Annotated in this window: 2 protein-coding genes; both read right to left on the bottom strand. The window is 44.8% G+C overall.

What is annotated here, in order from left to right:
- Window positions 1-185: 185 nt before the first annotated feature.
- On the bottom strand, window positions 186-1,433 hold the full coding sequence (locus V7D78_RS17230; RefSeq protein ID WP_333609681.1) for a serine hydrolase: 1,248 nt from the start codon (window positions 1,431-1,433) through the stop codon (window positions 186-188).
- 123 nt (window positions 1,434-1,556) lie between these two features.
- Window positions 1,557-1,955 (bottom strand): 50S ribosomal protein L17, encoded by a 399-nt coding sequence (gene rplQ, locus V7D78_RS17235; RefSeq protein WP_333609682.1) that lies wholly within the window; start codon window positions 1,953-1,955, stop codon window positions 1,557-1,559.
- Between the last annotated feature and the right edge of the window lie 5 nt (window positions 1,956-1,960).

Below are 1,960 nucleotides of genomic sequence, written 5' to 3' on the forward strand. Positions count from 1 at the left end.
GCTTAGCAGACTCAACTTCGTTACCGTTGTCGCCGTCTGTGGATGCGCATTATAGAGATCCCAAAAACATGATCAAGATCTTTTTTACAGAATTATGATCGACCGGGTGTTTTTTAAACGATCCCATGGTTTTCAGCTTATTTTTAAAGCAATAAAGCAAATTTAAGCCTGTTGAGGCTCTGGAATTATCTTTGGCGCAGCGATAACTGATGGATAAATTGCCCTAGTTGTTGCATGAAGGGTAAAGACAGTTGTTCAATCTCGTAGGTATCGTCATTTAAAGTTGCGTTGTCATTAGCATAGATAACTGCCGTAACAAAAAACTCGAGGTCGTGTTGCAGATCCTGTAAATAAACGCCATCTAAAATATGACCATAAGCCCAACCACTTTTGTTGTGGTGCTTTATATGATCAGGAATACGACTTTTATCACCGCCATACAGTACAAATTTGCCATAACTGTCCGGATAGTCATTCTCATCATAGCGAGGTGACTGGCTTTGTCTTGGTAACATCGCCATATACTTCAGTAAAAACGCGCGCTGTTCAGCGGTAATAGTAAACTGTTGTGTCGAGGCAAACAGTTCTGGCATCACCAGCCGCTTTATTACCCCGTCATAGTCTATAAGAGAATGGCGGTTTTTATAGGTGAAATCCATTGGCTGCCGGATCAGTTCACCGGCCGCATAGTACGCCGCACCTAAGGTTGGCTGACCGGCATTGCGATAAGACTGTTCTATACTGCGGGCCGGAACAGATTTTACCAGACGTCCGTCTTTGGCAATAAAGCGCACCGGGTTAAAATGCCGGTTTTCTTCATCTGGCAGCGGCACGCTGAGCCTATGGTTTATGACGGTATGTTGCAGGCCAAGACGCTTAAGCTCAGTATTAATATATTCCTGCCCGAGTAATTCATAAAGCCTGTTATAACCGTCGTTGTCACTAACCAACAGTATTTTGCGAATGTACTGTGCAATATTTGGCAGCTGATTTGCCGTAGTGTCATCTTGCCAGGCAGCAGTTTGTAATGGTCTGACACTGTCAGTCAGCATAGCGGTAGCGGCAGATAAGGATGGATCTTGCTGTTGATTAAGCCACTGCAAAGCCAGCGCCGCTACCACCAATTTAACGGTACTGGCAGGATAAAAATAGCGATTCTCATCAACATTAAACAAATAATAGTTTAGCTTTGGCAGTCCATCCGTACGCTGCACCTGCGTATAAATAATTTGAAGTTGATAGCGCTCAGCTTGCTGCAATGTCTCAGCCAACAGAGGAAACTGCTGCTTGTCGGCTGCAGTTAGCAATTTGATAAAGGGCTGGCATCGCTGTGCTGCAGCGAGTTGCAGGCATGTATCAGTTAAATTGTTGTTAATGGCGTTAGCCGGCGTCGCTGAAAACAGAGTAAAAAACAGAATAAAAGCTGAGCGCATTAGATACTGCCACTAATGAAAACTGCTTCAATCTTAAGCCACAATATCAATAAATACAAATATCGGGCTGGCAAAAAAGGCGAAAAAAAACCGGGCCAGGCCCGGTTTTTACCATTGATGGATTTACTCAGCAGCTTCTTCAACTGGCAGAGCGGCATCCACTTCTGGACGATCCACTAATTCGATGTAGCACATTGGTGCGTTGTCACCAGTACGGAAACCACACTTCATAATACGAGTGTAACCACCTGGACGCGCGTTGTAACGCGGACCTAAAACGTTGAACAACAAACCAACTACTTCTTTATCACGAGTACGGGCAAAAGCTAAACGGCGGTTTGCAACGCTGTCATTTTTTGCCAATGTGATCAATGGCTCGATCACACGACGTAACTCTTTAGCTTTTGGCAAAGTCGTTTTGATGATTTCGTGCTTCACCAATGAGCTTGCCATGTTGCGGAACATTGCCGTGCGGTGGCTGCTGTTCCGATTTAATTGACGACCACTCTTGCGATGGCGCATGATCT

Source organism: Arsukibacterium sp. (assembly GCF_036735525.1).
Lineage (GTDB): Bacteria > Pseudomonadota > Gammaproteobacteria > Enterobacterales > Alteromonadaceae > Alishewanella.

What these genes read in the sequence shown, in the direction of transcription:
- rplQ (WP_333609682.1), bottom strand. Translation starts at nt 1,955, where the DNA reads ATGCGCCATCGCAAGAGTGGTCGTCAATTAAATCGGAACAGCAGCCAC.
- V7D78_RS17230 (WP_333609681.1), bottom strand. Translation starts at nt 1,433, where the DNA reads ATGCGCTCAGCTTTTATTCTGTTTTTTACTCTGTTTTCAGCGACGCCG.